We start from the raw sequence: 26,518 nt of genomic DNA, 5'->3' as shown, positions 1-26,518 counted from the left end.
GCACGGACCCACGTGCCCGCGGCGGCCCGCCCCGAGGGGGCGGGCGAAACTTCCGCGCCATCTTCGTGTCCTTCCCTGCATAATCGCCGCAGTCGCGACGACACAGGACGACCGACCGATGAACATGGCAATCCTCCTCGCCCATCCCTGGTTCGGCACATGGACCGCGGCCGTGGTCGCCGTGGCCATTGCGCTGCTGGCGCACCGCCTCGGCGGCCTGCTGCTGTTGCGCATCACCCGCCACGCGCCGCTGCTGCATGCCGTCGTCAGGAAAGCGCGCGCGCCGTCGACGGTGGTCCTGCCCCTGCTGGCGCTGCAAACGGTCTGGCAGGCCGCGCCGGACGAACTGCGCTGGATCGACAGCGTGCGCCATCTCAACGGCCTGCTGATGATCGCCGCCACCACCTGGCTGGTGGCGCGCATCATCGCCGGCTGCGCGCAAGGCATCATGGACCGCCACCCCGTGGACGTGGCCGACAACATGAACGCGCGCCGCATCCACACGCAGACCCGCGTGCTCGCGCGCACCGCCATGACGCTGGTGGTGGTCATGGGCGCCGCCATGCTGCTCATGACCTTCCCCGGCGCCCGCCAGGTCGGCGCCAGCCTGCTGGCCTCCGCCGGCGTGCTCGGCCTGATCGCTGGCTTCGCCGCCAAGCCCGTGTTCAGCAACCTCATCGCCGGCCTGCAACTCGCGCTGACCCAGCCGATCCGGCTCGACGACGTGCTCATCATCGAAGGCGAGTGGGGCCGCGTGGAAGAAATCACTGGCACTTACGTCGTGCTGCGCATCTGGGACGAGCGCCGCCTCATCATCCCGCTGCAGTACTTCATCGAAAAGCCGTTCCAGAACTGGACCCGCAACAACGCCCAGATCATGGGGTCCGTGTTCTTCTACGTCGACTACGGCATGCCGCTGGCGCCGCTGCGCACGGAACTGGAGCGCATCGTGCGCGCCGCGCCGCAATGGGACCAGCGCTTTTTCAACCTCGTGGTGGCCGATGCCACGGAGCGGACGATGCAGCTGCGGGTGCTGTGCACCGCGGCTTCTTCGGGGCTGGCGTGGGATTTGCGCTGCGTGGTGCGGGAAGGGCTGATTGATTTCATGCAGCGGGAGTATCCGCAGTTTTTGCCGAGGCTGCGGGTCGAGGGGGAGGAGCGCAGGCCCGAACGGTTTGAAAGTGCGTCAAGCCACGCAATCGGAGAGCCAGGGCGTCTTCAAGAAGGTGCGGCCAAATGACCTTCCAGCGCGCCACTCGACTGAACAAAATCCCGCAACCAAGCGTGCGGGCGTCGCCAGCGGTACGGTTGCATCACCCACAAGAGATATTGCTCGAAGCGGTTGGCCGCGAAGTGATACTCAGGCCGCATGCCTCTGGTCAAGCTACGCCCTTCATTGTCGGGCTTGGAGCAAGCACATCCCGCATCGCGCATCCTTCGCCCCTGGCAACGCGCCTACGGGACTCATAACAAGCTTGACTGAGATAACGTCTTCAACCCGATTCCGGCTTTGCGAGGGTTCGCGCCTTGGACCAGCTCCAGCCACGAACCCCCTGTTTCTCAAGGCTTACAGCGCCTCTGTCGGTACCAGATGGATGGGCAGTTCCGGCTCGGCGGCCGCAAGCGTGCCGGCGCCCGGTTCCCGAAGCTGGGTGCCATTCCGCCAGGAGATCGGAAGATTGCGAGACGTGTTGACCTGGAGATCGAAGATGTCGAAGCGGTTGTAATAGCCGACCACGTCGTGGATCCGCTTCACGGGAAGCGCACGGCTGAGGTCAATCTCGGCGATGCAGAGACCTTCGTCCGTCGACAGGACATCCGAGACCGGCTTCCCGGTCGGATCGAGAATCATCGAGACAGTCTGAGAGCCGTTCTCGAGCAAGGCGAGCACGTCCTTGCCCAGCGGCTCCAGGAAGCGCCTGGCGGTTTCGTCGAATGGCGTGGACGCCACGATGTTGAATACCTTCGCTTCGAACGAGTGGCTGGCGGCCCGGATGCGAATGCCGTCCTGGATGTCATAGCCACCGCTGCCATCCGGCTTGCGTGCCGGGGCCACGGACGGGTAGCTCGATATGTGCACTTGCTCGCCTTGCGCCATCAGCGTGTACCGGGCCAGGGGATTGGCGTTCTCTCCGCAGATGAGCATGCCGATCCGGCCGATGTCGGTCTCCGACACGCGCAGGCCGGAGCCATCGCCGTTGGCCCAGATCAGCTTCTCCACGTAGGTCGGAACGAGCTTCCGATGGTGATTCAGAATCGTGCCATCGCTGCCGATCAGCACATTGGAGTTCCAGAGGCAACCTACGCTGGCATTGGTGCCTTCGTTGAATCCGATCGACACGACCATCTCGTGCCGGGCTGCGGCAGCGCGCAGCCGGGCGATCTCGGGGCCATCGATGCGAATGGCGCGCGCGGCCATTGCGGCGAAGAGTTCGTCGGTCTCGATGGGGGCGACAATGCGTCCCCAGTGCGGATAGCCGGGGATGAAGCTTTCCGGGAACGCAAGCAGGCGTACATCGCTGCGTGCCGCTTCGGCGATAAGATCGCAGGCCTTGTCCACCGTGCGATCGATGTCGAAATAGACAGGGGAAACGTGCGCTGCTGCGGCTTTGTAGCGCGGATACTGAATCATTTTGAGATCCTTGTTCGTTAGTCTTGCTGGATGAGGCGGCGCCTTCGCGCCGCGATCTTATGAAGGCCATGAGCGTCGGCCACGCCCTGGCCCCGGGGCTATTCGCTGCCCTTCGTGATGCCTGCTTGCTTGACCAGTTCTCCGAATCGACGGACATCGCGCTGGACCCTTTCCGCGAATTCCGCGCTTCCCTGGTTTTCGGGCGGGACGAGGGCGTCGCCATCGCGCATGGCCTTGTTGAACTGGGCGTCGGCGCGGGCCTTTCGCGCGGCGTCGCTGAGCGTCTTGAGGACGTCGCTCGGCAATCCTGCGGGCGCCAGCAGTCCGTACCAGATGAGAAGCTCGGTATTCGGGTAGCCGCTTTCCGCGAGCGTGGGAACATCCGGCAGGCTCGGAAGACGGGAAGGGGACGTTGTGGCAAGCGCTCGGACACGCCCTCCCTTGATCTGCGGGACGGCCTGCACGGTGGTGTCGAACAGCGAGTCGATCTGACCTCCCATGAGGTCGACAAAGGCGGGGGCGGTTCCCTTGTATGAAACCGGAGTGATTTTCGCCTTGACGCTAGCCAGGAACGTCAGCGCCGCGAGATTCGAGACGGAACCCGGGCCGGCATTGCCCATCGTCACGGACCCGGGATTCTTCGTGATGAAGGACACGAACTGCTGGATCGTCTTGTGAGGAGAGCCGGTGGGCACCGACAGGACAGACGGGATGCTCGCAACCTCTGCAATTGGCTGGAAGTCTTCCGGTGAGCGATATGGCACCTTCGCATAGACATTGGGATTCAACGCCTGCGTCCCCGCGGTGCCGAGAAGCAGCGTGTAGCCATCAGGCTGTGAGCGTGCGACCTTCGCCGCGCCTATCATCCCGGAAGCGCCCCCGACGTTCTCCACAACGACGGGCTTGCCAAGTTGCACGCCCAGCGGTTGGGCAATCGCCCGCGCAACGATGTCGACGGGGCCTCCTGCCGCAAAGGGGACCACCAGGGTAATCGGCTTGGTCGGGTAAGGCGCGGCCCGGACAGGCGCGACGGCGCAACAGGCGCCGATCACCAGCAGCGCTGCTAGTGCACTGCGCCGGCTGTTGCCGGTCGAGTAGGACTTGTGGTTCATTCCCTTCTCCAGTTCGTAGGTAGTGGTGTGGCTAAAGCCTTGTCGAACAACGTCGTCCGTGGCGCCGTCATCGACGGTCAGGCACGTTGCGTTGATGTGGGACGCTCGCGAGGAACAAAGAAAAAAGACCGCGTCGGCAATTTCATCCGGCGCCGCGGGGCGCCCGCATGGATGGGAAGCAGAAGGGCCGGGCCATGCGTCGGCATCGTCAGACCGGCTACGGCCCCGCGCCAGCGTGTACTGCTAATTTGGCGCGGATGAGGTTAAGACGGTAGCGAGAACTTGGAAAGCCATCCTTTCCCGCAGTTCAAGAGGCACCAAATCGCGGCTTGCAGTGCGCCCCGATGCGCCACTCACGTGAAAAATGCCCTTGGCTTGGGCAAGCCGATTCATCGCGCCGGGGCGCTGATGGCAACATGCATGACTGCCGTTTTCGATGCACCAGGACGGTGGTCGCCTGCACCAGGATGAACGTGGCGCGAGGGAAGATGGGGCGACAGATTTACGTATCGCGCTGGATGGACAACGCTGTCTACTGTCGCTGACACGATGGAACGGGCAAGTCGACGCGCCTGAGCGAAGTGCTCAATGCGGTCGCCGGCATTGGGTGGGAGGGGGACAGCCTGATCGCATCATGGCTGATGGCGTGCGTCACCTCGACCGAGGCGACGCACCTTGATGACGCGCACCTCACGGTGCGGGCGGCTCGAACTGCTGGCTCAAGGGCGAGCGAGGGCCGTGATGGCGGAGACGTCGGCAGTTTCAGCCAAGGCCCAACATGCCTGGATGAGTTCCCCCGTCTTTGCAGCGCCCAACACGGGGTCCGCCAGATTGTGGAATTTCTGGTCGAGGTCGGCGTCCGTCATGGGGCGCTGCAGTGAGCCGATCGCGTGTTCAACACACAATGTCGTCTCGCTGCCGTTCTTGAGAACCACCTTCAATCGGACTGCCGCTTCGTCGATTTCGCTATCGGCGTGGGCAACCACCTTCCTGCGAAGCGCGACCACGTCATCGCGCAGAACGATTTCATCCGAGAACTCTTCTTCCCCTGCGCGCCCGAAAATCAGGCCGGCGGCGCAGCCGTGATAGACGCTGAACTTTGCCTGAAGACCGTCCGCGGGTTCCTTTTTCCCGGTGAGTTCCAGCACCAGCGGATGGACATGGAGATCGATCCGCTCGATATCGCCGGAATGGATGCCCTGCTGGCGCAGTTGGACGCACGCGTCGATGCTCGGATGGATGACGATGCCGCACGCGAACGGCTTGTAGGTGTTGAAGCCAATCTCGAAACGGCTGCCGAGATCGTCGGTGATTTCGCGCCAATCTTGCTTCGAGGAAATCACCTGCAGGAAGCCGCGAGGCGCTTCTAGCGCCCGCGCACTGGCCGTGAAACCGTGGCTCGCCATCAGGGCCGACATCAAGCCTGCCCGCGCGGCACCGCCGGGATGGAACGGCTTGGTCATCGTCCCGAACTGTTCGCGCAGTCCCACAGGTTGTGACGCGGCAATACCCAGCGCCATGATCGTGCGGGATTCGTCGAGGCCCAGAAGCCGTGCGCACGCTGCCGCCGCCCCCAGCGTGCCGGTCGAGCCGGTGATGTGCCATCCGCGGTCATAGTGGTCCGGGTACATTGCATTGCCAACGCGGCAGGAGACGTCGATGCCGAGAACCAGGGCATCGATGACTTTTCGGCCGCTGGCGCGAGTGAACTCCGCGAGCGCCAGCACTGCCGACGCAACGGGACCTGCCGGGTGGATGATCGTTTTCAGGTGGGTATCGTCGAAGTCGAAGGTGTGCGAGGTAATGCCGTTGAGCAATGCCGCGCTTGCCATGTCGACTTTCTCGCTGCGGCCAAGAACCGTCGCCTGGGCCGCAGGTTCCAGCATTGCCACGGCGGCCAGCGCGGCGTCGGCTGTCTCGTGCCGTGCGGCACCGACAGCGCAGCCCAGCCAGTTCATGAACGTCCGATGCGCCTCGTGTTCAATCGAGCGATCCCATCCCGCCGAGGGGTGGTTCGCGACATAGCGGCCAAGAATGCTGGTGACTGCCGGCGCATTCTGGTCTGCGACGATGTGAGTATTGCGGGCCATCTGTTCGTCCTGTTTCGTGAGGTCGGCGTGAGCCAACCGGATTGCCAACGCATCCTCGTCTTCTCTCGTGCCGTACGCTACTTCATCGAGGGAGCCGAAGTGCCATCAAGCTGCCAGCAATGATGAGGCCGTGAAGACCACGGGGCCGGCACAACGTGCGGTGAGCCCCGCCATGCGCGCCGGCAGCGGTACCCTCGAATTTGGCGCGGTCGAGGTGGATTGGAAAGCGAGAAGTTGGAAAGCGGGCGTTTCCCGATCAGCAAGGTCCGCTCCCCAATCTAGTGCATCTTTTCCCCGGCTTGTAGGCGATAGTGGAGCGGCGTATGCTCAAGCACTTTCGACCCGCTCCCGGCTCCACTTCGCAGCAATGTCTCGCATCAACCTCCACAGCATGCAGATACTGGCTTCCGTCGCCGCCACGAAGAGCCTCACGCGCTCGGCTGCGGAGTTGAACATGACCACCTCGGCCGTCAGCAAGCGGGTCGCGGAACTGGAGGCCCGCTTCGGCACGCCATTGCTGGTCAGGCATGCAACCGGTGTACGACTGACCGCAGCCGGCGAGGTCGTTGCGCGCTGTGCCGACGATCTGATGGGCCGGGTAGCGGAGATGACCCAGGAGATTGCGGACCTTCTGGCCAGGCAATCGGGCGAAGTGCGAATCATGTCCAACGTGGCCGCCATCTTGCTGGGGCTCCTGGACGATATCAGGCAGTTCCGCGAATCTCACCCCGGCATCCGCGTCCTGGTTTCCGAGGGCAGCAGTCCCGAGACAGCGGAGGCCGTCAAGAAGAATCAGGTGGACATCGGGGTCTGCGTGCGGACCGATTTCGTGAAGGGGTTGGCATGCCGCCCTTACCGGCAGACCGAACTCGTTGTCGTCATGCCGGCCAACCATCCGTTGGCGGCGCGCGCGATCATTTCGCCCGTTGACCTCGAGGGCTATCCCCTGGTGTGGAAGCCGCCGGTTGACCTTGGGACGCAAGGCGGACGAAAGACCGCCGGGTTCAACCACGACGACCCGGAAGTCGGCTTGACCATCCGCAGCTTCGAGGTCGTCTGGCACTCGGTCAGGGAGGGGGCCGGCATCGCAGTCGTGCCCAACGTGGCCGTTCCCCGGAATCGCCCCGAAGGCCTCGCCATCGCACAACTATCGGCGGATGCGAGCCAATTCGAGATCACTGTCTGCCATGATCCGTCGATGCACAAGGATCCTGCCGCACAGCAAATGCTGGCATGGCTTTGCTCAAGGGCCGACAGAACCGACGAGGTCGCGTGATTCCGACCTCCGCCTAAACCACCCGCCCAAACCACCACAACGACAGCATCCCCGCGCAAGCCGCCAGCAACGCCCCCAGCGCGGCAAAGAACGCAGTGATCTCGACCTGATCCCGCTTGTCGAAGGCCAGCCGGGCATTGAGCGCGCGGTACACCTGCTTGAGCCTGTTGGCATCTTCCAGGCGGAAGTACTCGCCCCCGGTCGCGTCGGCGACTTGCTTGAGCACCTGCTCGTCCAGCTTGACGCGGGCGGACCAGCCGTCGACCGTGAGCACCACACCCTCGGTGGTGCCCACGCCCACGGTGTACACGCGCACGCCATTCGCGGCGGCGAGTTGCGCGGCCTGCATGGCGGCGGGGCCGGCGTTGCTTTCGCCGTCGGAGAACAGGACGATCGCGCCGGCGGCGTAGGAGCCGGGCTTGGCGGCGTCGGCGCCGCCGGTGCTGCCGGGCGAGGCTTGCTGCCCCTTGGCTGCCTTGCGCGATGCGGCGGCTTTGGCGGGCGAGTCGTCGTCGTCCAGCAACTGCGCGGCGTCGCTGCCCAGTTGCGGCAGCAGCGTGGTGAGGGCGATGAGCAGGCCGTTGCCGATGGCGGTGCCGCCCTGGGGCTTCAGGTTGTCGATGACCGTGGCTACGTCTTCCTTGCGGCGGATGGGGGCTTGCGCCAGGGCGGCGGTGCCGGCCATCGCGACCACGCCGACGCTGACGCCGGCGGGCTGGGCGTCGAGCAGGGTCTTGGCGGCGCGCTGGGCGGCGCGGATGCGGCTGGGCTGCACGTCCTGCGCGCGCATGCTGCCGGACAGGTCGATGACCAGGACCACGGTTTCGATGCGGGAGGGCAGCATCATCACGGCCTGGGGCCGGGCGATGGCGACGATGAGCGCGGTCAGGGCCAGCAGCATGAGCGCGGGCGCCACGTGGCGGCGCCAGCGCGCGCCGCCACGGATGGCGAGGCCGACGGTCTTGAGCGTCGGGTAGGGCACCGATGCGCGGCGGCGGCGGGCATCGAGCCAGACGTAGGCGCCGGTCAGCAGCAAAACCAGCGCGAGCAGCCACAGCATGCTGGGCCACTGGAAGCTGAAGGCGGGCAGGCCGGTCAGGGCGTCGGTCATGCGGCCCCCTTGGCGTTGCTCTGGACACCTTGGGCACTTTGCAGGTGGTGGCGCTGGCGGGCGAAGTGGAGCAGGGCGAGGTCGAGGCGCGCGTAGGTGGACAGCGTCAGGCATTCCACGCCGGCGCGCTCGAAGCCGAGGCGCAGCTCGGTCTCGCGCGCTTCGGCGGCGGCGGCGAAGCGTTTGCGGAAGGCGGGGTCGTGGGTGTCGACGAACATCTGCTCTCCGGTTTCGGCGTCCTGCAGCACGACCAGGCCAAGGTCGGGCAGGGCCAATTCCAGGGGATCGACCAGCCGCACGGCGATGACTTCGTGGCGCCGCGCCAGCAGGCTGAGCGAAGCTTGCCAGCCGGGGGCGCTGATGAAGTCGGAGACCACGAACAGCACCGAGCGCCGCTTGGCGACGGCGCGCGCGCGCTCGAGCAGGTCGCGCAGGCGGGTGTCGCCGGGGGAGGCGGCGGGCGTGGCGCGGATGCGGTCGAGCAGATGCAGCAGGTGGCGGCGCCCGGAGCGCGGGGGCACCACGGCGGCGGCGGTGTCCGCCGCCCCGCCGTAGAGCACGGCGCCGACGCGGTTGCCATAGCGCGTGAGCAGGCTGGCCATGACGGCGGTGAAGTCGCTGAGCAGGTCGCGCTTGCGCACCTCGCCGGAGCCGAAGTCGATCGAGCCGCTCAGGTCGAGCAGGAACCACGCGCAGACCTCGCGGTCTTCCTGGAATTCGCGCACGTGGGGCGTTTGCAGGCGCGCGGTGACGTTCCAGTCGATGTGCCGCACGTCGTCGCCGGGGTGGTATTCGCGCAGGTCGGCGAGGTCGAGCCCGAAGCCGCGGAACAGGGTGCGGTAGTCGCCTTGCAGCAGGCCGTCGAGGCGGCGCACCACGGTCCATTCGAGGCGGCGCAGCAGGGCCTCGGTCTGGCTGGCGCCGACGCGGACGGGCGGCCCGCCGACAGGCGCGGTGCCGGCGGGGGATTCTGCGGGCGCGGCGTCCGGGCCGCCCCGGCGCCTAGCGCGCAGCCGCCCGAACATGGGATTCCAGCGGCCGCTCGGGCACGGGCAGCGCTTGCAGGATGCGCGTGATGATCTGGTCGGCCGTCATGCCGTCGGACATGGCTTCGTAGGAGAGCGTCACGCGGTGGCGCAGCACGTCGGGCACGAGGTCGATCACGTCGTCGGGCAGCGCGTAGTGGCGCCCGCGCAGGAAGGCCAGCGCGCGCGCGCCTTCGATCAGGCCGATGGTGGCGCGCGGGCTGGCGCCGAAGGAGACGTAGCGGTCCAGCTCGGCCAGGCCGTAGCCGCCCGGCTTGCGGGTGGCCGCCACCACGCGCACCGCGTACTGGATCAGGCCGGGGTCGACGTAGACCTTGCGGCATTGTTCCTGCAGGCCGGTCAGGTGCTCGGGCGTGGCGACGGGGCTGACGCTGATGCGCGGGCCGGTGACGCGGTTGACGATGACGACTTCTTCTTCCTCGGTGGGATAGCCCACCAGCACTTTCATCATGAAGCGGTCGACCTGCGCCTCGGGCAGCGGGTAGGTGCCTTCGGTCTCGATCGGGTTCTGCGTGGCCATGACGAGGAAGGGCGTGGGCACGCGATGGGTTTCGCCGGCGATGGTGACTTGCCGTTCCTGCATGACTTCCAGCAGCGCGCTCTGCACCTTGGCCGGCGCGCGGTTGATTTCGTCGGCCAGCAGCAGGTTGGCGAAGACCGGGCCGCGCACGGTGGAGAACTCGCCGGTGCCCTGGTTGTACATGCGGGTGCCGACCAGGTCGGCCGGCAGCAGGTCGGGCGTGAACTGGATGCGCTTGAAGGAGCCGCTCATGGTCTTGGCCAGCGTGTTGACGGTGAGCGTCTTGGCCAGCCCCGGCACGCCCTCCACCAGCAGGTGGCCGCCGGCGAGGATGGCCACCAGCACCCGTTCGAGAAAGTGGTCCTGCCCCACCACCACGCGCTTCACCTCGTACAGCAGGCGTTCCATCAGATTGGCGCTGTCCACAGCGTCCCGGGCTTGGTCGTTCATAGGCCTCCGCGTCTGTCTAGAAAGGAGAAGATCCGATGGAACTGCCGGCGCTTTCGATCGTGATGGCAAAGCCGATGCCGACGAAGGTGCCGCTCTCGTGGGGACTGAAAATGGCGGTGACGATGCCCACCACCTCCCCGTTCATGTTCACCAGCGGCCCGCCCGAGTTGCCCGGGTTGGCCGCGGCGTCGAACTGGATGAGCTTGTCCAGGTTCTGCTTGTTGTCCGGCGAGATGAATTCGCGGTCGAGGCCGGAGACCACGCCGGCGGACACCGAGGGCCCGATGCCGAACGGAAAGCCGACCGCGACCACCTCGCTGCCGGGCGCGAGATCCCGGCTGGAGCCGAGCGTGGCCGCCGGCAGGTCGTCGGGGATGGTCTTGGCCTTGATGATGGCGAGGTCTTTCTCGGGGATGGACTGCACCACCGAGGCCTCGGACGTGGAACCGTCGAAGAACGTGACTTCCAGCCGCCTGGCGCCGGCGATGACGTGGTAGTTGGTGAGGATCATGCCGCTTTCGGTCACGACCACGCCCGAGCCGATCTGGCGGCCCTCGGGCCTGGCCGGGGGCGTGGCCCTGGCTTCGGGCGGGTTCTTGCCGGCGGCGGGGTCCTTGCCGCGCGGCGGTCCGCCCGTGGCGAGCTCGTCACGCGGGGAAGCCGGGGAAGACGGTGCGGAGGGCGCGGGCGGAGCGGACTTGGGGCGCTTGGCGGGCAGGTCCCGCCTGGGCGGGCGAGGGGGCGCGGCTTCCGCGGTTTTTTCCGGGGGCACGAAGCCGCGGATTTCCACCACCGATTCGCGCACCGCCTCGGCCGCGCGGGCCGGGCGCGACGGCAAATTCTTGGTCTGCAGCGTATGCAGCACGGCGGAGTCGATGTCCGCCTGGGTGAGCGCGCGCCACTTGGGCTGCAGGAGCCAGGCGGCGCCCACGCCCGCGGCGAAGACCAGCGCGGCCGCGGCCGAGACCCACCAGTAGATCGACACCCGTCTCATTGCAGCCCCCGAGGTCCCGCACTGCAAAATACAGTACCATCCTCTTACCCACGCGCCAAGGAGCAGGGCATGCAGTTTCTCTGGCCGCAGATGCTCTGGCTGTTGCTGACGGTCCCACTGCTGGCAGCCGCCTATCTATATTTGATCTCGCGGCGCAAGAAAGCCGCCCTGCTTTATGCCAGCCTGGCATTGCCGCGCGCCGCGCTGGGGCCCGGCCAACGGCTGCGGCGTCACATTCCCCCCTTGCTGTTCCTGCTCGCGCTGACCGCGGCGCTGCTGGCGTGCGCGCGCCCCAGCGCCACCGTCACGCTGCCGTCCGACGCCGTCACGCTGGTTTTGGCGATGGACACTTCGCGCAGCATGGAAGCGACCGACGTCGCGCCCACGCGCATCAGCGCCGCGCAGCAGGCCGCGCGCGATCTCATCGTCGGGCTGCCGGCCAACGTGCGGCTGGGCATCGTGTCCTTCGCTTCCACCGCCACCGTGGTGCTGCCGCCGACCGACAACCGCCATGACATGCTGGAGGCGCTCGACCGCTTCCAGCTCCAGCGCGGCACGGCGACCGGCAGCGGCCTGTACCAGGCGCTGGCGGTGCTGTTTCCCGACGACGGCATCGACCTGGAGGCGATCCTGTTCAACGGCGCGTCCGGCCGCGCCGAGCGCCAGGCGCCGTCGCTGGACGAAGCCGCGGCGGCCGAGGCCGCGCGCAAGCGCGCGCAGGAGCGGCCGGCGGCGCAGCCCGGCTCGTACCAGCACGGCGCGGTGATCCTGCTCAGCGACGGCCGCCGCACCACCGGCCCGGACCCCGCGGACGCCGCGCGCATGGCCGCCCAGCGCGGCGTGCGCGTCTATACCGTGGGTTTTGGCTCGCCGCAGGGCGGGGCGGACGAATCGAACCTGTCCTTCTACATGCAGCTCGACGAAACCGCGCTGCGCGCGGTGGCGGCGCTGACCGGCGGCGAGTATTTCCAGGCCGGCTCCGCCGCCGACCTGAGCCGGGTGTATCGCCAGCTGAGCGCGCGCTTCGCGCTGGAGCGCAAGGAAACCGAAGTGGGCGCGCTGCTGGCGGGCATCTCCGTGCTGCTGCTGGTGGCGGCTTGCGTGCTGTCGATGCTGTGGTTCCGGCGCTGACAGCGGTGACAGCGGTGACAGCGGTGATGGCGGTGCCGGGAGTCTCGCCGGCATCACGCGGGCGCTAGCCGCGCCGTGCCGCCTCTATCGCGGCGATGTCGATCTTTTTCATGGTCATCATGGCCTCGAAAGCGCGCTTGGCCGCCGCGCGGTCGGGGTCGCACACCGCCGCGGTGAGCGCGCGCGGGGTGATCTGCCATGACAATCCCCAGCGGTCCTTGCACCAGCCGCATGCGCTTTCCTGGCCGCCGTTGCCGACGATGGCGCTCCACAGGCGGTCGGTCTCGGCCTGGTCGTCCGTGGCGATCTGGAACGAGAACGCCTCGCTGTGCCTGAAATGCGGGCCGCCGTTCAGCCCGAGGCAGGGAATGCCGGCGACGGTGAATTCGACCGTCAGGATGTCGCCCTGCTTGCCGTCGGGATAGTCGCCCGGTGCGCGATGCACGGCCGTGACGGCGCTGTCGGGGAAGGTTTCGGCATAGAAGTTCGCGGCGTCGAGGGCGCCGCCGTCGTACCACAGGCAGATCGTGTTCTTGCTGGTCATGTCGTGTCTCCTGGGAAATCGGGCACCGGCACAGGTTCTGCGGCCTGGCGGAGACGACGCGGCCCATGCCGCGCCCGCTTGCTCACTTGCCGCCGGTGACGTCGAGGAACGTGCCGGTGATGAAGGAAGCCTCGGCGCTGGCCAGCCACAGGATCGCCCGCGCCACTTCTTCAGGCTGGCCGCCGCGTCCCATCGGGATCGAGTCCTTGACGCGATCGACCCGTCCCGGTTCTCCGCCGCTGGCATGCATCTCAGTGTAGATGTGCCCGGGGCGAATGCAGTTGACGCGAATCCCGTCGCGCGCGACTTCCTTGGCGAAGCCGGTGGTGAAGGTCTCGACGGCGCCTTTCGACGCGGCGTAGTCGACATATTCGTTCGGACTGCCGAGCCGGGCCGCGGCCGACGAGATGTTGATCACGACGCCGCCGCGCCCGTTGTAGCGATGGGACATCCGCCTCACCGCCTGCTGCGCGCAGAGGATGGGGCCGATCGCGTTGACCGCGAAGACGCGCTGCATGCGCTCGAATTCGAGCTCCTCGAGCCGGGACTGCCGCGCGATGATCGCGGCGTTGTTCACCAGCACGTCGATGCGGCCGAACTCCCGGTCGATCGCGGCGAACAGCCGGGCGACCTGCTCCGGGTCCGCGCTGTCCGCGCGCACGGGCAGGGCCCGGCGCCCGGCAGCTTCCACGTCGGCCGCCACCGCAAGGGCGGCGGATTCGTTGGAGACGAAGCTGATCGCCACGTCGTAGCCTTGTTCGGCGGCAAGCCGCGCAGTCGCCGCGCCTACGCCGCGGCTGCCGCCCGTTATCAGCATCAGTGGCGCCTGCGGGGCGTGGTTGGGAGTCTTTGGCATGTCGGTATTCCTCACGGAGATTCAGAACGGACGAAGAAGGCACTCGCGGGCTCACGGACTGCTCGCGGCCAGGGCGTGCCTTCAGGAAGGGGATGTTTCGTGCGTCGAGGGGCAGTGTTTTCGCCGCGCGCAGCGGCCGGGGCCGGCCTTGGGCCAAGGCGCATCAATCGGCCCAGGCGTCGATATCCAGAACCGCGGCGGCGAACGCTTCCGGCGCCTCCTGCGGAAGATTGTGGCCGGCATTGGGCACCAGGCGGTTTTCATGGCGTCCGGTGAAATGCTTCCGGTCCGCTTGTCTTCCGCCCGGCGGCGTGACGCCGTCCGCGTCTCCTTCGAGGGTGATCGCGGGCACGGTGATCGGCGGCATGGCGGACAGGCGGCGTTCCATGTCGTCGAAGCGGGGATCGCCATCGACCAGCCCGAAACGGTGCCGATACGAATGAACCACGACGTCGACGAAATCCGGATTGTCGAACGCGGCTGCCGAGCGCGCGTAGGTGTCGTCGCCGAAGCGCCAACTCGGCGACCACAGTGACCACAGGAGCCGGCAGAACGCGCGCCGGTTTTCCGTCAGTCCGGCCCGGCCGCGTTCGCCGTGAAGATAATACTGGTACCACATGCGATGTTCTTTTTCGGGGCTGGCCGGCCGCATGGCGGTGGCGATGTCCTGGATGTTGTAGCCGTTGACCGAAACCAGTCCACGCGCCCGCGACGGGTACAGCGCGGCCACGATGCATGCGGCCCGGCCGCCCCAGTCATAGCCGCCCAGCACGGCCCGCTCGATCCGAAGCGCATCGAGCAGCGCCAGCAGGTCTGCCGCCAGCGCCGCCTGCTGGCCCGAGCGCGGTGTTGCCGCTGACAGGAAGCGCGTCGGCCCGTATCCCCGGAGGAAAGGCGTGATGACGCGAGCTCCCCGGGATGCCAGGCGTGGCGCGATGTCTTCGTACGCATGGATGTCGTAGGGGAAGCCGTGCAGCAGGACGACCGGCCAGCCGTCGGCATCGCCCTGTTCGTCATAGACAATATCAAGCAGGTCGGTCGCAATTCTCTTGAGCATGAATCCATCCTTTCAGGCAATGCCAAGGCCCCAGGCAGACCGCCTCACCCGCGACGGCCGCGCACGCCAGCCAGCGTTTCCACTACGCGGTATGGATGATCGCCTGTCCGCGGGCCAAGCGCACGCCGATGCCGTCGATTTCGGCATGGAGCGCGCGCGGCCGGCCTGCGACCGCCGAAAGCAGGACCAGCCGTGCAGCGGGAAGAATATCTATCTTGTGGCTGCCCGGCAAACCAGATAAATTGGGGATTCGCGTTAGATAAACTCTTGTGAATGAAACGGATATTGCCGCCGCTCAATGCCTTGCGCGCCTTCGAGGCCGCTGGCCGGCTCGGCAGCTTCAAGGAAGCCGCCGCCGAGCTGCATGTGACCCACGGCGCGGTGAGCCAGCAGGTGCGCTTGCTGGAGGAATGGCTGGGCGCCGCATTGTTCGCGCGCCACAACCGGCGCGTGGCGCTGACGCCGGCGGCGCGGGCCTATCTGGCACGAATCGGTCCGCTGTTCGAGCAGATCGCGCAGGCCACCGCCGGTTATGGCCTGCCCGAGGCGGCCTCGCGGACGCTGTCCGTCAATGCGCCGGCGACGTTCACCTTGCGCTGGCTGGTGCCGAGGCTGGCGAAATTCCGCGCCGGGCATGCCGACGTGGACGTCAGGGTGGAGACGTCGAACGAGCCGGTGGAGAGCCTGACGGACAGCCATGACCTCATCATCCGGGGCGGCCCGGATACCTTCTATGGCTACGCGATGCGGCCATTCCTGTGCGAGGAGAGAGTGCCGGTCTGCAGTCCCGCGCTGTTGCGGCGCGTGCCGCTGCGCAAGCCGGAGGACATGCGGCAGCACACGCTGCTGCACACGTCGAGCCTGCCGCGGCTCTGGCCGGACTGGCTGGCGCAGGCGGGACTTGCCGCGCTCCGGCCCGCCGCGGCGCTGACGTTCGACCACTTCTATCTGACGCTGCAGGCCGCCATCGACGGCATCGGCATCGCGATGGGGCCGACCGCGCTGGTGGCGGACGATCTGGCCGCCGGCCGGCTCGTGATGCCGTTCACCGGGCCGCGCCTGCCGTCGCGCAGCTATTGCACCTACGTCCCGGACGGGAAGTCCGGGGATGCGCTCGTCGTGCTGTTCCGCGCGTGGCTCGAGCACGAAGGGATGCGTCCGCAAGACGGACCGGGCCCGCGCGACGCGGGCTCGCTGAATGCCGTCTGAACGCCGTCTGAACGGCGTTTGTCATGCCGCCGCCGCGCCCTTCACGGCATCCGGTTCCGCTCCGACACCTGCTCGTTCAGCGTCCAGAAGTCATACAGCACGCCGACCAGGAACAGCCCGCCGGTCAGCAGGTAGATCAGGCCGGTGATCCATTTGCCGATATACATGCGGTGCACGCCGAAGACGCCGAGGAAGGTCAGCAGCAGCCACGCCACGTTGTAGTCGGTGCGGCCGGCCGTGAACCGGTAGTCCGCCCGGCGGTCCATGCCGGGGATCAGGAACACGTCGATCAGCCAGCCGATGCCGAGCAGGCCCAGCGTGAAGAACCAGATCGTGCCGGTGATCGGCTTGCCGTAGTAGAAGCGGTGGGAACCGGTAAAGCCGAAGATCCACAGCAGGTAGCCGATGACCTTGCTGTGCGTGTCTCCCTGGGGATTGCTCGGTGGATACATCGTTGGCCTCGCGCGGTGGTTTGGCGCGATGATGCCATAGCTTGTGGCGCCGAAGCTACCCGGCGGGCGCCGCGTCCGTGGTCACATCCGCGGCCACGCGGCGTCCGCCCGTTCAGCGCGATTGCAGCTTGAACGATTCGCCCTGCATGCCGGCGCGGTCGACCGCGGCGATGCGGTTGCGGCCGTTGTCCTTGGCGTGATAGAGCTGCGCGTCGATCAGGTTGATGAACGCGGTCTGGTCCATCCGCTCGGTCGGCACGATGGTGCCCACGCCAAAGCTCGCCGTCACGCACTGGTTGTACGGCGAGCGCACGTGCGCGATGGCTTCCTCGGCGATCAGCGCGCGGCAGCGCTCGGCGGTCTTCATGGCGGCTTCCGCGTCGGTGTCGGCCAGCACCAGCATGAACTCCTCGCCGCCGAAGCGGCAGAGGAAGTTGTCCGCGCCGGCCACCCGGTTCAGGATGGCGGCGACCCGCTTCAGGCAGGCGTCGCCCTGCAGGTGGCCGTAGTAGTCGTTGTACGACTTGAAGAAATCGATGTCGATCATGAGCAGCGACAGCGGCTTGCCGGTTGCCTTCGCCGCCGTCCATTCGCGCGCCATCACGTCGTCGAACATGCGGCGGTTGCCGGCGCCGGTCAGGCCGTCGCGGAACGACAGGTGCTCGAGCTCCTTCTGCAATCGCGCGAGCTTTTCCTCGGTGCGCTTGCGCTCGCTGATGTCGAACATGAAGCCGACCAGCGAATCGACCTCGCCCTGCGCGTTGCGCACCACGTGCACCACGTCGCGCAGCCAGACGTAGCCGCCGTCGCGCGTGAGCGCGCGGTAGTCGGCCTCGTGGTCGGTGCCGGCCTTCGACTGCGCGACGCAGAATTCCAGCACCGCGGCACGGTCGTCCGGGTGCATGCGCTCGGCCCAGTCGTTGACGGTCTTCCAGCTCGACGGCGCCCAGCCCAGCAGCGCCTCGATCTGCGGGCCGATGTAGGTGAACGCCATGCTCGCCCAGTCGATCTTCCACGGAATTGCCTTGGTGGACTCCAGCAGCGTCCGGTACACGGCGCTGTCGTCGTCGCCGAACACGCGGCCGGGCGGGGCGAGGGTTTCCTGGTGCGGCAGGAAGGCGGCTTGCAGCGGGCTGTCGGGCTGGTCGGGGCTGGGCATGCTGGCCGTGAGGTCGGGGCTGAAGGGGCACTCATTGTATCAACGGCGGGTTGCCGGACGCCTGCGGGGCGGCCGTCCTTGTCCGGCCATCCGCCGGGAGGAGCGTTCTCCGGCGCCATCCACGCCGGAGAACGCTCAACCCGCGCCACCCGCGCCGGCCTCGCGCCGCGCCCGCCCGTGGGTAATCCCCAACCCCTCCGTAGCCAGTCCGCACAAGAGCCACCCCGATAGTTTTGCTACGGTGGCACGACTGGCGAACGGGCCGGCGCCGGCCGGGCACATCGCATCGCGCGTCGCCAATCCCACCCGCGGCACCAGCACAGGAGACAAGCTTGGAGATCCTGCAACTCACCATCTCGGGCATCGCGCTGGGCTGCATCTATGCGCTGATCGCGCTGGGTTTCGTGCTGATCTACAAGGCCACCGAGACGGTGAACTTCGCCCAGGGCGAGTTCATGATGCTGGGCGCGTTCGCCGGGGTGGTGCTGACCCTGATGGGGCTGCCGCTGTGGCTGGCGGTGCCGCTGACGGTGGCGGGCATGGCGGGGTTCGGCATGCTGGTGGAGCGGCTGGCGATCCGGCCGATCCTCGGGCAGCCGCAGTTCACGGTGGTGATGCTGACCATCGGCATGGGCTACGTGATGCGCGGGGCGATCACGATGGTGCCGGGCATCGGCGCGGGCACGCATACGCTGCCGGTGCCGTACCAGGGCATGGTGTGGCGCGCGGGCGGGCTGGTGCTGAGCGTGGAGCAGGTGACGGTGATCGTGGCCACGGCGGGGCTGTGCGTGCTGTTGTACGGGGTGTTCCGCTACAGCCGGATCGGGGTGGCGATGCAGGCGAGCTCGCAGAACCAGCTTGCGGCCTGTTACATGGGCATTCCGGTGCGGCGCCTGAACGGGCTGGTGTGGGGCCTGTCGGCGGCGGTGGCGGCGCTGGCCGGGCTGCTGCTGGCGCCGATCACGTTCGTGCACGCGAGCATGGGCCTGCTGGGGCTGAAGGCGTTTCCGGCGGCGGTGGTGGGCGGCTTCGGCAGCCTGCCCGGCGCCATCGTGGGCGGGCTGGTGATCGGGGTGGTGGAGTCGCTGGCGGGCTTCTACCTGCCCGAGGGCTTCAAGGACGTGGCGGCCTACGTGGTGGTGCTGGCGATGCTGGCGGTCAGGCCCAACGGCCTGTTTGGCGAGAACCTGCGGAAAAAGGTGTAGCGGCGCGATGCGATTCCTCTTCAAGACCGATTACCGCCAGGACCTGCGCCTGGCCCGCCAGCCCGGCCAGCGGCTGTGGTACGCGCTGTTGCTGGCCTGCCTGCTGGTGGCGCCGGGCTGGGCCGGCGGCTACTGGATCGCGCAGCTCGGCTTCGTGCTGGTGTACGCCATCGCGGGGCTGGGGCTGATGGTGTTGTCCGGCTACACCGGGCTGCTGTCGATCGGGCATGCGGCATTCCTCGGCGTGGGGGCGTATGCGCAGGCGTGGCTGACCAGCCGCGGCGTGCCGTTCGTGCCGGCGCTGCTGCTGTCGGCGGCGTTGTCGGCGCTGGCCGGGGTGGTGGTCGGGCTGCCGGCGCTGCGGGTCAAGGGCATCTACCTGGCGATCGCCACGCTGGCCTTCGGCTTCATCGTGGAGGAGGTGCTGGCGCGCTGGGAGAGCGTGACCGGCGGCAACGCCGGGCTGGCGGTGGGCGCGCCGCAGGTGGCGGGCTACACGCTGGACAGCCCGGCAGCGTTCTATTACCTGGCGCTGGCGGTGTGCGTGCTGGCCACGCTGGGGGTGCTGAACCTGCTGCGCGGCGCCACCGGGCGGGCCTTCATCGCGATCCGGGATTCGGAGATCTCGGCGCAGAGCATGGGCATCCACCTCGCGCGCTACAAGACGCTGTCGTTCGCGCTGTCCGCCGCGCTGGTGGGGCTGGCCGGGGCGCTGTACGCGCACAAGCTGCGCTACATCTCGCCGGAGCAGTTCGGCATCGGGCAGTCGGTGGACCTGTTGCTGCTGGTGGTGGTGGGCGGGCTGGGCTCGGTGCACGGCGCGTTCCTGGGCGCGGCCTTCCTGATCGTGATGCCGCAGCTGATCGTGCTGGCCAAGGACTGGCTGCCGCCGGCGGTGGCGCAGGCCAGTGGTTTGCAGGCGCTGGTCTACGGGCTGGTGCTGATGGCGTTCGTGCTGTTCGAGCCGATGGGCCTGTACGGGCGCTGGTGCAAGGTGCGCACCTACCTGGAGCTGTTTCCGTTCTACCGGCAGGGCATGTTCCGGCGCCAGAAGGCGTTCCAGCGCTCCGAGCGCCTGAAATAGGGGAGGGCGCGATGTCCCACAGCCAATCCGATACCTTGCTGAGTGTGCGCGAGCTGACCGTGCGCTTCGGCGGCGTGCTGGCGCTCGACGGCGTGAGCTTCGACGTGCGCCGCGGCGAGGTCTTCACGCTGATCGGCCCCAACGGGGCCGGCAAGACCACGGTCTTCAACCTCATCAGCCGCATCTACCCGCCCACCGGCGGCGAGATCCTGTGGCTGGGCGAGCCGCTCACGCGCATGCCGCCGCACGCGATCGCCGCGCAGGGCATTGCGCGCACGTTCCAGAACATCGAGCTGTTCGAGCAGGCCACGGTGCTGCAGAACCTGCTGATCGGCCACCACACGCACCGCGCCGCCGGCTTCTGGGCGGACCTGCTGTTCACGCCGGCCGCGCGCCGCTCGGCGCTGGCCGCGCGGCGCAAGGCGGAGGAAATGATCGAGCTGCTGGACCTGCAGGCGCACCGCGACGCGCTGGTGGCCGGGCTGCCCTACGGCGTGCGCAAGGTGGTGGAACTGGCGCGCGCGCTGTGCAGCGGGCCGCGCCTGCTGTTGCTGGACGAGCCGTCGTCCGGGCTGAACGTGGAGGAGACCGAGGACATGGCATGGTGGATCCGCGACATCCGCAGCGAGCTGGGCATCACCGTGCTGATGGTGGAGCACGACATGAGCCTGGTCTCGCGCGTGTCCGACCGGGTGCTGGCGATGAACCAGGGCCAGGTGCTGGCGCAGGGCACGCCGGCCGAGGTGCAGGCGCACCCGGGCGTGATCGAGGCCTACCTGGGCACGGTGGACGACGTGGCCTCGCTGCGGAGGGCGGCATGAACCCGGCCGCCATCGACGCCGCCGCCGCGCAGCGCGGCATGGCACCGGCGCCCGTGCTGGCGCTGGCCAACGTGGAGAGCGCCTACGGGCCGGTCAAGGCGATCCGCGGCGTGAGCCTGGCGGTGGCGCCGGGCAGCATCGCCACCGTGCTGGGCGCCAACGGCGCGGGCAAGACCACCATCCTGAAGACCATCTCCGGCGTGCTGGATCCCACGCGCGGCAGCATCGCCTTCCAGGGCGAGCCGATCACCGGGCTGGACCCGGCGCGGATCGTGCGGCGCGGGCTGAGCCACGTGCCCGAGGGGCGCGAGGTGTTCCCGCTGCTGTCCGTGCGCGACAACCTGATGATGGGCGCGTACACCCGGCGCGACCGCGATGGCGTGGCGCGCGACATGGAGGCGGTGTTCGGCTATTTCCCGGTGCTGCGCGAGCGCGCGGCGCAGGACGCCGGCCTGCTCTCCGGCGGGCAGCAGCAGATGCTGGCGATCTCGCGCGCGCTGATGGCCGCGCCCGAGCTGATCTTGCTCGACGAGCCGAGCCTGGGGTTGTCGCCCAAGCTGACCAAGGACATCTTCGAGATCGTGGTGCGCATCAACCGCGAGCGCGGCACCACCATCCTGCTGGTGGAGCAGAACGCCAACATGGCGCTCAACGCGGCGGACTACGGCTACGTGCTGGAGAACGGCCGCATCGTGGCCGAGGACACCTGCGCGGCGCTGCGCGAGAAGGACGACATCAAGGAGTTCTACCTCGGCATGAAGGACAGCGGCGTGCGCGGCGAGCGGCGCTGGAAGAAGCGCAAGACCTGGCGCTAGCCGCCCGCCCCGACCACCCGACCACCAGATTCAGCCCGGAGACCCGCCAATGGCCAGACCCGCCGCGCACGCCATGCAGCCCTTGTCCGAAGCCGCGTTCCAGACCGTGCCGCAGATGTTCTGGCACGCCGTGGACGTGCGCGGCGACGCCGTGATGATGCGGCAGAAGGACCTCGGCATCTGGCGCAGCTATACCTGGCGCGAAGTGGGCGAGATCGTGGCCGACGTGGCGGTGGGGCTGGCCGAGCTCGGATTGCGGCCGGGCGAGGTGGTCTCCGTGCTGTCCAACACCAACCGCGAATGGGTGTGGGCCGACCTGGGCGCGCTCACGGCGGGCGCGGTGGTCAGCGGCATCTACCCGACCGATTCGCCGTCGCAGGTGGAATACCTGTGCCAGGACTCGGGCACCGTGGTGCTGTTCGTGGAAAACGAGGAGCAACTCGACAAATACCTGGAAGTGCGCGAGCGCGTACCGGACCTGCGCCGCGTGGTGGTGTTCGACATGGAAGGGCTGTCGGGCTTCGACGATGCCGCGGTGATGAGCTTCGACGCGCTGCTGGCGCTGGGCCGGCAGGCGCGCGCGCGGCAGCCGGGCTGGCTGCCGGCCATGCGCGCCGAGGGCAGCGCCGACGCGCTGGCGGTGCTGGTCTACACGTCCGGCACCACGGGGCGGCCCAAGGGCGCGATGCTGTCGCACCGCAACGTGCTGCGCAGTTGCCTGACGCAGCGCGAATTCCTGCCGGCCACCACCATCGGCGAGCGCATGGCCTTCCTGCCGCTGTGCCATGTGTCCGAGCGCCTCTTCGGGGAGTATTACGCGATCCTGTGCGGCGCGGTGGCCAACTTCGTGGAGAACCCCGACACCATTTTCGACAATATCCGCGAGATCCAGCCCGATGCCTTCCTGGCGGTGCCGCGCGTGTGGGAAAAGCTGTATTCCAGCATCACCATCGCCGTGCGCGAGGCCACGCCGCTGCAGCGCCGGGCCTACGCCTGGGCGCTGCGCGCCGGGCAGGCGCGCGTGCCGGAGCCCGGGCAGGCGCGGCGGCTGTCGCCTGGCGCGCGGATCAGGCTGTGGCTGGCCGATGCGCTGGTGCTGGGCAACGTGCGCCGCATGATGGGCCTGAACCGCGTGCAGCTGGCGGTGACGGGCGCGGCGCCGATCTCGCCGGACCTGATCCGCTGGTACATGGCGCTGGGCATCGAGCTGCACGAGCTGTGGGGCATGACCGAGATCACCGGCGCGGCCACCTGCAACCCGCCGGGCCGCACGCGCCCGGGCAGCATCGGCGTGGCGCTGCCGCATACCGAGGTGAGGATTTCCCACGAGGGCGAATTGCTGGTGCGCGGGCCGCAGGTCTTCATGGGCTACCTGAACCAGCCGGCCAGGACGGCCGAGACCATGACCGACGGCTGGCTGCGCACCGGCGACATCGGCCGCGTGGACGAGGACGGCTATTTCTACATCACCGACCGCATGAAGGACCTGATCATCACGGCCGGCGGCAAGAACGTCACGCCGTCCGAATGGGAGAACCAGCTCAAGTTCAGCCCCTACGTGACCGACGCGGTGGTGATCGGCGACCGCCGGCCGTTCCTGAGCTGCCTGGTGATGATCGACCAGGACAACGTGGAGCGGTGGGCGCAGGAGCACGACGTGCATTTCTCCGACTACGGCTCGCTGTGCCGCAGCAAGGAGGTGGTGGCGCTGATCGGGCAGGAGATCGACCGCGTCAACAAGCAGTTCGCGCGCGTGGAGCAGATCAAGGCGTTCCGCCTGCTGGAGACGCGCCTGGGCGCCGAGGACGAGGAACTGACGCCGACCATGAAGCTCAAGCGCAAGCTGGTCAACGACAAGTACAGCGCGCTGATCGAGTCGATGTATCCGGCCAAGGTGGCCTGACGCCCGCCGGCGGCGGCCTGCACAGGAGGCGCGATGGGCCATTCCGGCAAGACGGGCGGCAGCGGCCCCGCCAGCCATACCGGCAATGCCGGCGGCGTGGGCGGCGTGGGTGGCATCACCGGCGCCGGCGGCGCGCGCGGCAAGGACAGCGCGGTGTCGCCGGTCTCGCGGGCGCTGCGCCACCTGTTCCTGGCCGGGCGGCAGGCCGCGCGCGTGCCGGGCCTGCCGCCGGGCACGGCGCCGCGCGCGCTGCACGCGGTGGGCGTGGTCGGCGCCGGCACGATGGGCAGCCGCATTGCCATGAGCCTGGCCGGCGCGGGCCTGCCGGTGACGCTGGTGGCCACCGGCGAGGCCGCGCTGGCGCGCGGGCTGGCCTCGGTGCGCGCGCAGTATGACGCGGACCTCCGCGCCGGCCGGCTGCGCCCGGCGCAGGTGGCGCGGCGCCTGGGCCTGATCGCCGGCACGCCGGACCACGGCGCGCTGGCCGGCTGCGGGCTGGTGATCGAGGCGGTGGTGGAGGACATGGCGCTCAAGCAGCAGGTTCATGCCCGGCTGGGCCGCATCTGCCGGCCGGGCGCCATCCTCGCCACCAATACCTCCACGCTGGACGTGGAAGTGCTGGCCGAGGCCAGCGGGCGGGCCGCGGATTTCGTGGGGCTGCATTTCCGCAACCCGTCCAACGGCGGGCGGCTGATCGAGGTGGTGCGCGCCGGCGCCACCGCGCCCGACGTGCTGGCCACCGCCATGCAACTGGCGCGGCGGCTGGGCAAGGCGGCGGTGGTGTCCGGCGTGTGCTTCGGCTTCATCGGCAACCGCATGGCCGAGGCCTATCTGCGCGAGAGCGAGTTCCTGATGATGGAAGGCGTGAGCCCGGCCCGGCTCGACGCCGTGATGGAAGCCTATGGCATGGCGATGGGGCCGTGCCGGATGCTGGACCTGGCCGGCATCGACGTGGCCGCGCGCATCGTGCTGGAGTACGGCAAGGCGGGCGGCCTGCCGCCCGACCCGGCCTACCGCGCGGTGGTGCGCACCTTGTTCATGCTGGGCCGGCTCGGCTGCAAGAGCGGCGCGGGCTTCTACCGCTATCCCGCCGGCGCGCCGGTGGCGGACCCGGAAGTGGCGCGCCTGTGCGGCGCGCTGGGCCGCGCGCACGGCATGGCGCGGCGCGGCGACGTCGGCGACGAGGAAATCGCCGAGCGGCTGCTCTACCCGCTCATCAACGAGGCGGCCAAGCTGCTGGAGGAGGGCGTGGCCTGCCGGCCCGGCGACATCGACCTGGTGTGGACGGCGGGCTACGGCTTCCCGGACTACCTCGGCGGGCCGGTGTGGCTGGCCGACAGCATCGGGCTGGCGCGCGTGGTGGCGGGGCTGGAGCGCTATGCCCGGCAGCGCGGCAATCCCTATGACTACTGGGACGTGTCGCCGCTGCTGGCGGCGCTGGCGCGCGGCGGGCAGCGGCTGTCGGCGTGGTCGCCGCGGCCCCGTCCGCGCGATATGCCGCATGCGCCAGATACACCCGACCAGCCCGCGCCGGCCGCGATCCATTCGGGACTCGAGCCGCCGCAGAGCGTGCATTGAAGCAGCACGGCCAACAACGACGAACGACGACGAACAACGATACAAGGAGACAACCATGATCCGGAAAACCATCCTCGCCGCCGTGGCGCTGGCGCTCGGCGCCGGCGCGCACGCCGACACGCGCGGCGTCACCGACAAGGAAATCGTGCTCGGCCTGATCACCGACATGTCGGGGCCGATCGTCAACTACGGCAAGGAGTCGCGCAACGGCATGACGCTGGCCGTGGAGGAAATCAACGCGCGCGGCGGCGTGCAGGGCCGCAAGATCCGCGTGGTGGTGGAAGACAACGGCTACGAGCCCAGGCGCGCCGTGCTGGCCGCGCAGAAGCTGGTCACGCAGGACGGCGTGTTCGCCATCGTGGGCCACCTGGGCACCGCGCCCAACATGGCCACGCTGCCGTTCCTGCTGCAGAGCAAGGTCTTCAATTTCATGCCGCAGAGCGCGGCGCGCGACATGTACGAGCCGGCCAGCCCGTACAAGATCGCGCTGGGGCCGTCGAACTACCTGATGTCGACGACCATCATGGACTACTTCATGAAGCAGAAGCCCTACCAGCGCGTGGGCGCGCTGTACCAGGACGACGACTACGGGCGCGAATCCGTGGAGGGCGTGGTGGCCTACCTCAAGTCCCGCGGCATGACGCTGGTGGAAAAGGTCTCGTACAAGCGCGGGGCGACGGATTTCTCCTCGCAGATGGCGCGGCTCAAGGCGGCCAACTGCGACCTCGTGTTCAACGCCTCCACCATGCGCGAGTACGTGGCCTCGGCGCAGGAGGCGCGCAAGATCGGCTTCGCCCCGGTCTTCGCCGGCACCACGGCCAACTACTCGCGCCAGGTGCCGCAGCTGGGCGGCCAGGCGGCGCAGGGGCTGCACGCGGCGGCCTTCATCATGCTGCCCTACGCGGATGACGCAAACCCGGCGGTGCGGCAATGGGCGGCGGCGTACAAGAAGCGCTTCAGCGAAGAGCCGGACGTGTACGCGATGTTCAGCTACTACGCCTACACCACTTTCGCCATCGTCGCCGACAAGGCGGGGCGCAACCTGACGCCGGAGACCTTCAACGCGGCGATGGAAGCCACCAAGCTGCCGCAGGACGCGCTCGGCAACCCGGGCTTCAACGTCTCGGCCGCCAACCGGCTGAGCAACGACCGCATCCGCATCATGCAGGTGGCCGGCGACAAGTGGATTCCCGCCAGCGACCTGCTGCCGCCGCCGAAGCTGTAGCCCGGGATGCCGGCCTCCGAACGTAAACGACCGCGGGATCGGGAAATTCGGGTTGCGCCAGCGCCGCCGGGGGCACTACGATGAGGCGGCTGGCACGGCTACCCGATCGCTATCCGATAGCGGTCAGGTAGCGGTCAGGTAGCCACCTGACGCAAGACGCGGGCGGCCCTGCCGGCTATGCTGCCCCTGGCGCGCCGCTCCGTGCGGCGCCGCCACCACACACAAGCCGGCCCGGCGACGCACCCACG

Annotated in this window: 23 protein-coding genes and 1 pseudogene; 11 read left to right on the top strand and 13 right to left on the bottom strand. The window is 68.3% G+C overall.

Translation table 11 applies throughout. The features are described 5' to 3' along the window. Positions 1-118: 118 nt before the first annotated feature. Positions 119-1,240, top strand: a complete 1,122-nt coding sequence (locus K206_RS0126910) for a mechanosensitive ion channel family protein (RefSeq protein ID WP_020205476.1) — start codon at positions 119-121, stop codon at positions 1,238-1,240. A 327-nt stretch (positions 1,241-1,567) separates the two neighbouring features. Here K206_RS0126910 and K206_RS0126905 read toward each other — a convergent pair whose 3' ends face one another. From K206_RS0126905 to K206_RS0126895, 4 genes and pseudogenes are all read right to left on the bottom strand, one after another. Further along, positions 1,568-2,632: a carbon-nitrogen hydrolase family protein gene (locus K206_RS0126905; RefSeq protein ID WP_020205475.1), complete on the bottom strand. Its 1,065-nt coding sequence runs from the start codon at positions 2,630-2,632 to the stop codon at positions 1,568-1,570. Positions 2,633-2,730: 98 nt separating this feature from the next. After that, complete coding sequence (locus K206_RS39395) at positions 2,731-3,744, bottom strand: tripartite tricarboxylate transporter substrate binding protein (RefSeq protein ID WP_020205474.1); 1,014 nt, start codon at positions 3,742-3,744, stop codon at positions 2,731-2,733. Positions 3,745-3,813: 69 nt separating this feature from the next. After that, a pseudogene (locus tag K206_RS44765) lies at positions 3,814-3,978 on the bottom strand (SDR family oxidoreductase); the annotation flags it as partial. Positions 3,979-4,463: 485 nt separating this feature from the next. Beyond that, on the bottom strand, positions 4,464-5,834 hold the full coding sequence (locus K206_RS0126895; RefSeq protein WP_029044138.1) for an MmgE/PrpD family protein: 1,371 nt from the start codon (positions 5,832-5,834) through the stop codon (positions 4,464-4,466). A gap of 367 nt (positions 5,835-6,201) precedes the next feature. Here K206_RS0126895 and K206_RS0126890 point away from each other — a divergent pair, with 367 nt between their 5' ends. Beyond that, on the top strand, positions 6,202-7,110 hold the full coding sequence (locus K206_RS0126890) for a LysR substrate-binding domain-containing protein (RefSeq protein WP_020205472.1): 909 nt from the start codon (positions 6,202-6,204) through the stop codon (positions 7,108-7,110). 13 nt (positions 7,111-7,123) lie between these two features. On the opposite strand, the gene K206_RS0126885 is transcribed toward K206_RS0126890, so the two are convergent. Genes K206_RS0126885 through K206_RS0126870 form a run of 4 tightly spaced genes read right to left on the bottom strand, consistent with a single transcriptional unit; the run spans position 7,124 to position 11,231 of the window. After that, positions 7,124-8,221, bottom strand: coding sequence for a VWA domain-containing protein (locus K206_RS0126885; protein WP_020205471.1), 1,098 nt, complete (start codon positions 8,219-8,221; stop codon positions 7,124-7,126). Then, a complete protein-coding gene (locus K206_RS0126880) occupies positions 8,218-9,246 on the bottom strand; it encodes a DUF58 domain-containing protein (protein ID WP_020205470.1) in 1,029 nt (342 codons plus the stop codon). The genes K206_RS0126885 and K206_RS0126880 overlap by 4 nt, the downstream gene beginning before the upstream one ends. Beyond that, a complete protein-coding gene (locus K206_RS0126875) occupies positions 9,224-10,237 on the bottom strand; it encodes a MoxR family ATPase (protein ID WP_020205469.1) in 1,014 nt (337 codons plus the stop codon). Before K206_RS0126875 ends, K206_RS0126880 begins: the two co-directional genes overlap by 23 nt. A gap of 16 nt (positions 10,238-10,253) precedes the next feature. Next, on the bottom strand, positions 10,254-11,231 hold the full coding sequence (locus K206_RS0126870) for a S1C family serine protease (RefSeq protein WP_029044137.1): 978 nt from the start codon (positions 11,229-11,231) through the stop codon (positions 10,254-10,256). Between the two features lie 69 nt (positions 11,232-11,300). Here K206_RS0126870 and K206_RS0126865 point away from each other — a divergent pair, with 69 nt between their 5' ends. Then, positions 11,301-12,362: a VWA domain-containing protein gene (locus K206_RS0126865; protein ID WP_020205467.1), complete on the top strand. Its 1,062-nt coding sequence runs from the start codon at positions 11,301-11,303 to the stop codon at positions 12,360-12,362. Between the two features lie 64 nt (positions 12,363-12,426). Here K206_RS0126865 and K206_RS0126860 read toward each other — a convergent pair whose 3' ends face one another. The 3 genes from K206_RS0126860 to K206_RS0126850 all read right to left on the bottom strand — a co-directional run bounded on the left by K206_RS0126860 (position 12,427) and on the right by K206_RS0126850 (position 14,819). Next, complete coding sequence (locus tag K206_RS0126860) at positions 12,427-12,906, bottom strand: VOC family protein (RefSeq protein ID WP_020205466.1); 480 nt, start codon at positions 12,904-12,906, stop codon at positions 12,427-12,429. Positions 12,907-12,988: 82 nt separating this feature from the next. Further along, positions 12,989-13,762 (bottom strand): glucose 1-dehydrogenase, encoded by a 774-nt coding sequence (locus tag K206_RS0126855; RefSeq protein WP_043367129.1) that lies wholly within the window; start codon positions 13,760-13,762, stop codon positions 12,989-12,991. Positions 13,763-13,925: 163 nt separating this feature from the next. Beyond that, positions 13,926-14,819 (bottom strand): alpha/beta fold hydrolase, encoded by an 894-nt coding sequence (locus K206_RS0126850; RefSeq protein ID WP_020205464.1) that lies wholly within the window; start codon positions 14,817-14,819, stop codon positions 13,926-13,928. Positions 14,820-15,092: 273 nt separating this feature from the next. Between K206_RS0126850 and gcvA the strand changes: the two genes are divergently transcribed. Beyond that, entirely contained in the window at positions 15,093-16,028 is a 936-nt protein-coding gene (gcvA, locus tag K206_RS0126845; protein WP_052166003.1) for a transcriptional regulator GcvA, read from the top strand. Between the two features lie 41 nt (positions 16,029-16,069). On the opposite strand, the gene K206_RS0126840 is transcribed toward gcvA, so the two are convergent. Continuing rightward, complete coding sequence (locus K206_RS0126840; RefSeq protein WP_020205462.1) at positions 16,070-16,480, bottom strand: TM2 domain-containing protein; 411 nt, start codon at positions 16,478-16,480, stop codon at positions 16,070-16,072. 112 nt (positions 16,481-16,592) lie between these two features. Next, positions 16,593-17,639, bottom strand: a complete 1,047-nt coding sequence (locus K206_RS0126835) for a sensor domain-containing diguanylate cyclase (RefSeq protein WP_020205461.1) — start codon at positions 17,637-17,639, stop codon at positions 16,593-16,595. Positions 17,640-17,971: 332 nt separating this feature from the next. On the opposite strand from K206_RS0126835, the gene K206_RS0126830 reads away from it, so the two are divergent. The 7 genes from K206_RS0126830 to K206_RS0126800 are packed head-to-tail and all read left to right on the top strand — an operon-like array spanning position 17,972 to position 26,270. Then, positions 17,972-18,844 carry a branched-chain amino acid ABC transporter permease gene (locus K206_RS0126830; RefSeq protein ID WP_020205460.1) on the top strand — a complete coding sequence of 291 codons (873 nt, stop codon included), beginning with the start codon at positions 17,972-17,974 and terminating at the stop codon, positions 18,842-18,844. A gap of 7 nt (positions 18,845-18,851) precedes the next feature. Continuing rightward, a complete protein-coding gene (locus K206_RS0126825; protein WP_020205459.1) occupies positions 18,852-19,928 on the top strand; it encodes a branched-chain amino acid ABC transporter permease in 1,077 nt (358 codons plus the stop codon). Between the two features lie 11 nt (positions 19,929-19,939). Then, positions 19,940-20,749: an ABC transporter ATP-binding protein gene (locus K206_RS0126820; RefSeq protein WP_020205458.1), complete on the top strand. Its 810-nt coding sequence runs from the start codon at positions 19,940-19,942 to the stop codon at positions 20,747-20,749. Continuing rightward, positions 20,746-21,564: an ABC transporter ATP-binding protein gene (locus K206_RS0126815; protein WP_020205457.1), complete on the top strand. Its 819-nt coding sequence runs from the start codon at positions 20,746-20,748 to the stop codon at positions 21,562-21,564. Before K206_RS0126820 ends, K206_RS0126815 begins: the two co-directional genes overlap by 4 nt. 49 nt (positions 21,565-21,613) lie before the next feature. Then, positions 21,614-23,467 carry a long-chain fatty acid--CoA ligase gene (locus K206_RS0126810; RefSeq protein WP_020205456.1) on the top strand — a complete coding sequence of 618 codons (1,854 nt, stop codon included), beginning with the start codon at positions 21,614-21,616 and terminating at the stop codon, positions 23,465-23,467. A 33-nt stretch (positions 23,468-23,500) separates the two neighbouring features. Then, complete coding sequence (locus K206_RS39390; RefSeq protein WP_052166002.1) at positions 23,501-25,045, top strand: 3-hydroxyacyl-CoA dehydrogenase; 1,545 nt, start codon at positions 23,501-23,503, stop codon at positions 25,043-25,045. Between the two features lie 55 nt (positions 25,046-25,100). Next, a complete protein-coding gene (locus tag K206_RS0126800) occupies positions 25,101-26,270 on the top strand; it encodes an ABC transporter substrate-binding protein (RefSeq protein WP_020205455.1) in 1,170 nt (389 codons plus the stop codon). Positions 26,271-26,518: the final 248 nt, after the last annotated feature.

It is taken from the genome of Cupriavidus sp. WS (assembly GCF_000395345.1).
Taxonomy (GTDB): domain Bacteria; phylum Pseudomonadota; class Gammaproteobacteria; order Burkholderiales; family Burkholderiaceae; genus Cupriavidus; species Cupriavidus basilensis_B.
This window is presented reverse-complemented; position numbering and strand designations above follow the sequence as displayed.

Bases quoted from the DNA above. Each gene is read 5' to 3' on its own strand.
- K206_RS0126910 (WP_020205476.1), top strand. From the start codon at position 119: ATGAACATGGCAATCCTCCTCGCCCATCCCTGGTTCGGCACATGGACC.
- K206_RS0126905 (WP_020205475.1), bottom strand. From the start codon at position 2,632: ATGATTCAGTATCCGCGCTACAAAGCCGCAGCAGCGCACGTTTCCCCT.
- K206_RS39395 (WP_020205474.1), bottom strand. From the start codon at position 3,744: ATGAACCACAAGTCCTACTCGACCGGCAACAGCCGGCGCAGTGCACTA.
- K206_RS0126895 (WP_029044138.1), bottom strand. From the start codon at position 5,834: ATGGCCCGCAATACTCACATCGTCGCAGACCAGAATGCGCCGGCAGTC.
- K206_RS0126890 (WP_020205472.1), top strand. From the start codon at position 6,202: ATGTCTCGCATCAACCTCCACAGCATGCAGATACTGGCTTCCGTCGCC.
- K206_RS0126885 (WP_020205471.1), bottom strand. From the start codon at position 8,221: ATGACCGACGCCCTGACCGGCCTGCCCGCCTTCAGCTTCCAGTGGCCC.
- K206_RS0126880 (WP_020205470.1), bottom strand. From the start codon at position 9,246: ATGTTCGGGCGGCTGCGCGCTAGGCGCCGGGGCGGCCCGGACGCCGCG.
- K206_RS0126875 (WP_020205469.1), bottom strand. From the start codon at position 10,237: ATGAACGACCAAGCCCGGGACGCTGTGGACAGCGCCAATCTGATGGAA.
- K206_RS0126870 (WP_029044137.1), bottom strand. From the start codon at position 11,231: ATGAGACGGGTGTCGATCTACTGGTGGGTCTCGGCCGCGGCCGCGCTG.
- K206_RS0126865 (WP_020205467.1), top strand. From the start codon at position 11,301: ATGCAGTTTCTCTGGCCGCAGATGCTCTGGCTGTTGCTGACGGTCCCA.
- K206_RS0126860 (WP_020205466.1), bottom strand. From the start codon at position 12,906: ATGACCAGCAAGAACACGATCTGCCTGTGGTACGACGGCGGCGCCCTC.
- K206_RS0126855 (WP_043367129.1), bottom strand. From the start codon at position 13,762: ATGCCAAAGACTCCCAACCACGCCCCGCAGGCGCCACTGATGCTGATA.
- K206_RS0126850 (WP_020205464.1), bottom strand. From the start codon at position 14,819: ATGCTCAAGAGAATTGCGACCGACCTGCTTGATATTGTCTATGACGAA.
- gcvA (WP_052166003.1), top strand. From the start codon at position 15,093: ATGAAACGGATATTGCCGCCGCTCAATGCCTTGCGCGCCTTCGAGGCC.
- K206_RS0126840 (WP_020205462.1), bottom strand. From the start codon at position 16,480: ATGTATCCACCGAGCAATCCCCAGGGAGACACGCACAGCAAGGTCATC.
- K206_RS0126835 (WP_020205461.1), bottom strand. From the start codon at position 17,639: ATGCCCAGCCCCGACCAGCCCGACAGCCCGCTGCAAGCCGCCTTCCTG.
- K206_RS0126825 (WP_020205459.1), top strand. From the start codon at position 18,852: ATGCGATTCCTCTTCAAGACCGATTACCGCCAGGACCTGCGCCTGGCC.
- K206_RS0126820 (WP_020205458.1), top strand. From the start codon at position 19,940: ATGTCCCACAGCCAATCCGATACCTTGCTGAGTGTGCGCGAGCTGACC.
- K206_RS0126815 (WP_020205457.1), top strand. From the start codon at position 20,746: ATGAACCCGGCCGCCATCGACGCCGCCGCCGCGCAGCGCGGCATGGCA.
- K206_RS0126810 (WP_020205456.1), top strand. From the start codon at position 21,614: ATGGCCAGACCCGCCGCGCACGCCATGCAGCCCTTGTCCGAAGCCGCG.
- K206_RS39390 (WP_052166002.1), top strand. From the start codon at position 23,501: ATGGGCCATTCCGGCAAGACGGGCGGCAGCGGCCCCGCCAGCCATACC.
- K206_RS0126800 (WP_020205455.1), top strand. From the start codon at position 25,101: ATGATCCGGAAAACCATCCTCGCCGCCGTGGCGCTGGCGCTCGGCGCC.